The sequence below is a fragment of the Belnapia sp. genome (assembly GCF_059504005.1).
Map to the genome: position 1 here is coordinate 61,495 of NZ_JCACHU010000118.1, position 6,153 is coordinate 67,647.

The 6,153-nt window shown below is 72.3% G+C and carries 6 protein-coding genes; all 6 read left to right on the forward strand.

The window, feature by feature from the left end; all coding sequences use genetic code 11:
• Positions 1-411, forward strand: a complete 411-nt coding sequence (atpC, locus tag AC5JJ1_RS15620; RefSeq protein ID WP_495786022.1) for an ATP synthase F1 subunit epsilon — start codon at positions 1-3, stop codon at positions 409-411.
• Between the two features lie 176 nt (positions 412-587).
• Positions 588-1,442 (forward strand): ferritin-like domain-containing protein, encoded by an 855-nt coding sequence (locus tag AC5JJ1_RS15625; RefSeq protein ID WP_495786023.1) that lies wholly within the window; start codon positions 588-590, stop codon positions 1,440-1,442.
• Positions 1,439-2,557 (forward strand): endo-1,4-beta-xylanase, encoded by a 1,119-nt coding sequence (locus tag AC5JJ1_RS15630; protein WP_495786024.1) that lies wholly within the window; start codon positions 1,439-1,441, stop codon positions 2,555-2,557. The genes AC5JJ1_RS15625 and AC5JJ1_RS15630 overlap by 4 nt, the downstream gene beginning before the upstream one ends.
• A 432-nt stretch (positions 2,558-2,989) precedes the next feature.
• Positions 2,990-3,832 (forward strand): NAD-dependent epimerase/dehydratase family protein, encoded by an 843-nt coding sequence (locus tag AC5JJ1_RS15635; protein ID WP_495786025.1) that lies wholly within the window; start codon positions 2,990-2,992, stop codon positions 3,830-3,832.
• Between the two features lie 3 nt (positions 3,833-3,835).
• Positions 3,836-4,690, forward strand: coding sequence for an aldose epimerase family protein (locus AC5JJ1_RS15640; protein WP_495786026.1), 855 nt, complete (start codon positions 3,836-3,838; stop codon positions 4,688-4,690).
• Positions 4,691-4,789: 99 nt separating this feature from the next.
• Positions 4,790-6,153, forward strand: a 1,364-nt coding sequence (locus tag AC5JJ1_RS15645) for a DUF3140 domain-containing protein (RefSeq protein WP_495786027.1), incomplete at its 3' end; no start/stop codon positions are given.

Sequence of the window (6,153 nt, forward strand, 5' to 3'; positions counted from 1 at the left end):
ATGGCCACCTTCCTCCTCGAGCTTGTCTCGCCGGAGAAGCTGCTGCTCTCCCGCCCGGTAGAGATGGTCACCCTCCCCGCCGAAGAAGGAGAGATGGGCGTCCTCCCCGGCCATGCGCCGATGATCGTCGCCCTCCGGGGCGGCGTGATCCGGGTGCGGGAGAATGGCGCCGAGACCGAGGCGCTGTTCATCGCCGGCGGCTTCGCAGAGGTCTCGCCGGAGCGGGTGACCCTCCTGGCCGACGAGGCGACGCCGCTGGCCAGCCTCTCCCGCGCCAGCGCCGAGCGCCGCCTCGCCGAGGCGGAGGCCGCGCTACAGGAGGCCATCGCCGAGCCGGAAGCGAAGCGGGATGCCGCCTATGCCCGGGTCCAGGCCTTCCGCACGGCCGTTTCCGTCGCCCAGGCGGCCTGAGCATCGCATCCCGGCCACGGTGGGGCGAATTCCGCACGCCACACCGTGACTTTCCGGCAACGCCGCTTGAATCGGCTGCCGGCCTGTCGAACATTGCATCCAGGCATGGCGACCAGGGCTTTGCCTGGATCGCATGGGTTGCAGGATAACGGCCCCCTACGGGCCGCGGGGACAGGATGAAGCACTGGCGCGTCGAGCAGGTTTCCTGGGACCGTTTCGAACCCTCGAAGGTGGACCCGGAGATCGTGCCGCTGGTCAAGGCGGCGGCGATGGTGGAGCGCAATGGCGGCGACTACGCCATCTATCTCAACCGGGTCTTCAAGGACGACCCGGACTTCTCCCGCGCCGCCGACCATTGGGCGGAGGAGGAGATCCAGCACGGTGACGCCCTCGGGAAATGGGCCAGCCTCGCCGATCCGGGCTGGAACTACCCGGCGGCCTTCGAGCGCTACCGCAACGGCTACAGCATCGACATCAATGCCGATGCCTCCATCCGCGGCTCCCGCACCGGGGAGCTGATCGCCCGCTGCATCGTCGAGACCGGCACCAGCAGCTACTACACCGCCCTCGCCGAGGCGACGGAGGAGCCGGTGCTGCGCGAGGTCTGCAAGCTGATCGCGGCCGACGAGTACCGGCACTTCAAACTCTTCTACGACCACATGAAGCGCTACCTGGCACGCGAGGACCTGTCCTTCGCCAGGCGCCTGCGGGTCGCCTTCGGCCGGGTCGGCGAGTCGGAGGACGACGAGCTCGCCTACGCCTTCCACTGCGCCAACGAGGATCCGGGCCTCGCCTACAGCCATGACCGCTGCATCGCCGGCTATATGGGCCGGGCGATGGGCGTCTACCGGCCCCGCCACCTCGAGCGCGGCATGGGCATGATCTTCAAGGCGGTTGGGCTGGAGCCGCGCGGCCGGATGTCCCAACTCGCCGCCCGCGCCGCCTGGCGGCTGCTGTGCTGGCGGCGGGACCGCTACCGCGAGGCGCTGCGCCGCATGGCGTCGCCCGAGCCGCTCGCGCAGGCCGCTTGAGCCTCCGCCTGCCCCGGCGGCACCTGTTCGGGGCGGCCCTCGCCGGGCTGCTCGCGCGCCAGTCCGCGGCCCAGGGCGGGGAGGGGCTGGCGTCGATCGCCCGGACCAACGGCATCACCTTCGGCACCGCCATCGACTCGACCAAGCTCGGCGATGCCGCCTATGCCGCCCAGATCGTGGCGGAGGCGCAGCTCCTAGTCCCGGAATGGGAGGCGAAATGGGCGGCACTGCAGCCGAAGCCCGGCAGCTTCGATTTCGGTCCGCTCGGCGTCATCGCCAGCTTCGCCCAGGCGAACGGCAAGCAGCTCCGCGGCCATGCGCTGGTCTGGCACGCGGCCATGCCGCCCTGGCTGGCCGAGGCCCTCGCCGAGGGGCCGGCCCGCGCCCGCAGCCTACTCGCCGCCCATATGGACGGCGTGCTGCCGGCGACGCGCCCCGCCATCCGCGACTGGGACGTGGTGAACGAGGCCATCGCCAATGCCGAAGGCAACCCCTTCAGCGCCCGCACCCCCTCCCGGGGCGACCTGCGCGACACGCCCTGGCTGCGCGCCCTCGGCCCCGGCTATGTCGAGGAGGCTTTCCGCCTGGCGCGGGAGCGGGACCGCACCCTTCGCCTCACCTATAATGACTATGGCCTTGAGGGCGACAGCCCCTGGGCGGAGGAGAAGCGCCAGCGCGTGCTCCGCCTGCTGCGGCGCCTGGTCGCGGCGCAGTGTCCGGTGGATGCGCTCGGCCTCCAGGCGCATCTGCTGATGGACGAGCCCTTCCGGCCGGAGCCCTTCGCCGGCTTCCTCCGGTCGGTGCGGGAGCTTGGCCTCGCCGTGCTCGTCACCGAGCTCGATGTGCGAGAGGCGCAGCAGCTCCCTGTCGACCTCCCCGCCCGTGACGCGGCGGTGGCGGAGCGAGTGCGTCAGGTCATCGGCACCGCGCTCGACTTGGGGTGCCGCAGCGTCCTGACCTGGGGCCTCTCCGACAGGGACAGCTGGCTGGCGCGGGATCCGGATGTGGTGCGGAAGGACGGTCAGATGCATCGCGGGCTCCCGCTGGACGAGGCTGGCGCACGCAAGCCGATGTGGCAGGCCCTCGCCACCGCCTTCGGCTCCCGCCGGGGATAGGGCACGCCTCCGTCGGGCCGGGCCGTCCGGCGGGACATGGCCCGGATGGCCATGGGCCAGGGCGAGCGGGCACCGCTTTGATGCCCGACAAGGAGCCCCGTGGGCCGCGGCCCGATGATGCCGGCCATGGCGAGCGAGACCTCCCCGCCGCCGAGCCTATGCGCCGCGATCGGCGCCGGCAGGCCTGACGCACGCGTCGCCGCCGCGATCCTGAGGCGAGCGGCCGCGGCGAGGATCCAGCCGGCGCCGGAGAGCATGAGCGCCCGCGCCAGGCCGAGGCCAACGAATCGGACGCGGCGAAGCGGGAAGGCAGCGAAGCTTGGCGATGCTGCTTGATCGGGCATGAGGCAGGACGCTATGCCCCGGGGCGGTTGCCGCCCGGCCCGCCGGCTTCGCACCGTGTGGCCGGATCCGTCTCTATGAAGGCTTTTCATGCCCGCTCCGCAGAAACCCGTCCTCCTCACCGGCGCCAGCGGCAATCTCGGCCGCGTCCTCGCCCCGGCGCTGGCCGCGCAGGGCTGGACCCTGCGCCTGACCGACATCACCCCTTTCCCGGATGCTCTGCCCGAAGGCGCGCGCTTCACTCGCCTCGACCTCAACGAAGGGCTCGGCGTCGCGCGCCTGGCGGAAGGGTGCGGCGCCATCCTGCATTTCGGCGGCGTCAGCGTGGAGCAGCCCTTCGAGACGGTGCTCGGCCCCAACCTGCGCGGCCTCTACCACATCTATGAGGCGGCGCGACGCGAGGGGGCGCGGGTGCTCTTCGCATCCTCCAACCACTCCATCGGCTTCCACGAGCGCCCGCAGGGCAACGAGGCGAAGATCGATGTCGACTGCGCCTTCCGCCCGGACGGCTATTACGGCCTGTCCAAGGCCTATGGCGAGCTGATGGGCCGGCTCTACTGGGACAAGCACGGCGTCGAGAACGTCAACTGCCGCATCGGCTCCTGCTTCCCGATGCCGACCAATGCGCGGATGCTCTCCACCTGGCTTTCCTTCGCCGACCTGACCCGGCTGGTGACGGCGGCCGTCGAGGCGCCGCGCACCGGGCATTGCGTGATCTGGGCCTGCTCCAACAACCCGGCCAGCTTCTGGGGGCGGGACCACCGCGAGCGCATCGGCTGGCAGCCGCAGGACACGGCGGAGGATTACCGTGCCGAGGTCGGCGACATCCTGTCCGGCGACCCGGTCGAGGAGCGCTACCAGGGCGGCAGCTATACCAGCATCGAGTATTCCCGGCAGGCGCCCTCGCCGCGCGACCCCTTCGCGCTGGACTGAGCCGTGCTCGAACTCGCATCCGGCGATTGGCGCGCGCAGCTCCTGCCCGAGCAGGGCGCGGCCGTCGCGCAGCTCGCCTGGCAGGGGCGGGACGTGCTGGTCCCGCTGCCGCTCGGCGCCGATCCCACCGCCAGCTTCGGCGGCGCCTTCGTCATGCTGCCCTGGACCAACCGGCTGGATGCCGGGCAGCTCCCCGTCGCCGGCACGGTGCATCACCTGCCGGTCAACCGGCCCGAGGACAACACGGCGATCCACGGCCTGGCGCGCGACCGCGCTTGGCAGGTGGAGGAGCAGGCGGCGGACCGCTGCACGCTGACGCAGGCGCTCGACGGCGCGGCGGAGGGCCTGCCCTACCGCTACCGGGCGCAGCTCTCCCTCGCGCTGGAGTCCGCGGGCGCACGCCTCTCCCTCGCGGTGACGAATGCGGCGGAGCGGCCCTTTCCCTTCGGCCTCGGCTGGCATCCCTTCTTCCTCCGCCCGGCCGGGACGGGGCTGCGCTTCCGCGCCGGCGCGCTCTTCGCCCGGGATGCGCGCGCGCTTCCCGTCGCGGTGCAGGCGAGCGACGGGCTGGTCGGCGACGAGCAGGCCTATGAAGGACTCGACACGCATTTCGCCGGCTGGGACGGCATGGCGGAAGTGCTGCGTCCCGATCTGCGCCTGCATCTCGCAGCGGAGGGCGCCTGGTCGCGCAACCTGCATGTCTTCGCGCCCGCCGGCAGCGGCATCCTCTGCCTCGAGCCGGTAAGCCATGTGCCGGATGCGCCGAACCGCCCCGACTTCGCCGGCTACGGCCCGCTGACGATGCTGTCTCCCGGCGAGTTGCTGACCGCCACGCTGCTGCTGCGCGCCGAAATCTGAACCACCCGTGTTGACTCTCGCGTGCGCAATGCGGCGCGCGCGGGAACGCTTGCCTTGGCGTGACGTTGCCGGATGCAACCATGTCGAAGGAAGCGCAACATGGCAGGCACCGCGCGCAAGTCCGATCCCGAACTCTGGGAGCAGGTGAAGGAAGAGGTGACCGAAGGCGACAAGGGCGGCAAGCCCGGCCAGTGGTCGGCCCGCAAGGCGCAGATGGCGAGCGCCGAATACCAGAAACGCGGCGGCGGCTACGAAGGCCCGAAGCAGCCCGACAACCACCTCGCCCAATGGACCAAGGAGGAATGGAGCACGCAGTCCGGCGGCGAGTCGCTCGAAACCGGCGAGCGCTATCTCTCGAAGGCGGCGCGCGAGCACCTCTCCGCCGAGGAGTATGAGCGCACCACCGCCGCCAAGCGGCGCGACATGGAGGCGGGGCGGCAATTCTCCGCCCAGCCCGAGGATGTCGCCGAGAAGAGCGCGGCGGCCCGTCACCACCTGCAGCAAGGGAGCAGCCGCCGCATGCAAGGCCAGGACTCCGGAGACGACACCGGGGCTGAGTTCCGCCGCCTCGTCAATCTGTCCGCCGCCGAACTCCGGCGCTGGCTGGACGGCGAGGAAAGCCGCGCCGCCGGCTTCACCCGCGACGGGGAGACGGAGGCGGTCGGCCACCAATCCGGTCGCCGCATCCTCGCCATGCTCGAGGGCGAGGCGTCCGAGGACGACGACTTCCAGCGCGAGGTCATCGGCTTCATCCGCCGCCATCTGGCCCAACGGCCGGAGGGCGATGTTACCGATACGCGCTGGCGCCATTCACTCATGAACTGGGGACACGACCCGATGAAGGACGATACCGACTCCAACCCGATGACCGAAGAGACGCAGCAGGACGCCGCCCCCGAGGCTGCGTCCGAGCCTGCGCCGCGCAAGACCCGCGCCCGCCGCAGCACCGCCGCCTCGGCGGATGGCGAGGCGCCGGCCCGCAAGCCGCGCCGCGCCGCTGCCGCGACGGCGTCGCGCGGCGCCGCCGGCCGCATCGGTGCGGCGGCGAAGGGCGGGCGCGCCAGCGCCTCGACCTCCCGCACCCGCACCGCGGCCGGCCGTGCGGCGCAGAGCGAGGGCGGCCGCAAGGGCGGCAGCGCCCGCACCCCGCGCAAGGCGGCGGCGGCGCGCAGCAACGGTGCCAAGGGCGGCGCGACCCGCAGCGCGACGGCGAAGGGCACCGCCACCCGGCGCAGCAGCAGCGCTGCCACCACCAAGCGGGCCACCGCCTCGACGACGAAGCGCACCGCCGCCAAGACGGCGACGCGCGGCGCCGCCGGGCGCACCGCGGCTGCGGCCAAGGGCGGCCGCAACAGCACCGGCACCGCGAAGCGCGCCTCGGCCACCACCGCCAAGCGCTCGACCGGCACCGCCAAGACGGCGACGCGCGGCGCCGCCGGGCGCACCGCGGCTGCGGCCAAGGG

Excerpts from the sequence above, each read along its gene's own strand:
- AC5JJ1_RS15635 (WP_495786025.1), top strand. The coding sequence starts at position 2,990 with ATGCCCGCTCCGCAGAAACCCGTCCTCCTCACCGGCGCCAGCGGCAAT.
- atpC (WP_495786022.1), top strand. The coding sequence starts at position 1 with ATGGCCACCTTCCTCCTCGAGCTTGTCTCGCCGGAGAAGCTGCTGCTC.
- AC5JJ1_RS15625 (WP_495786023.1), top strand. The coding sequence starts at position 588 with ATGAAGCACTGGCGCGTCGAGCAGGTTTCCTGGGACCGTTTCGAACCC.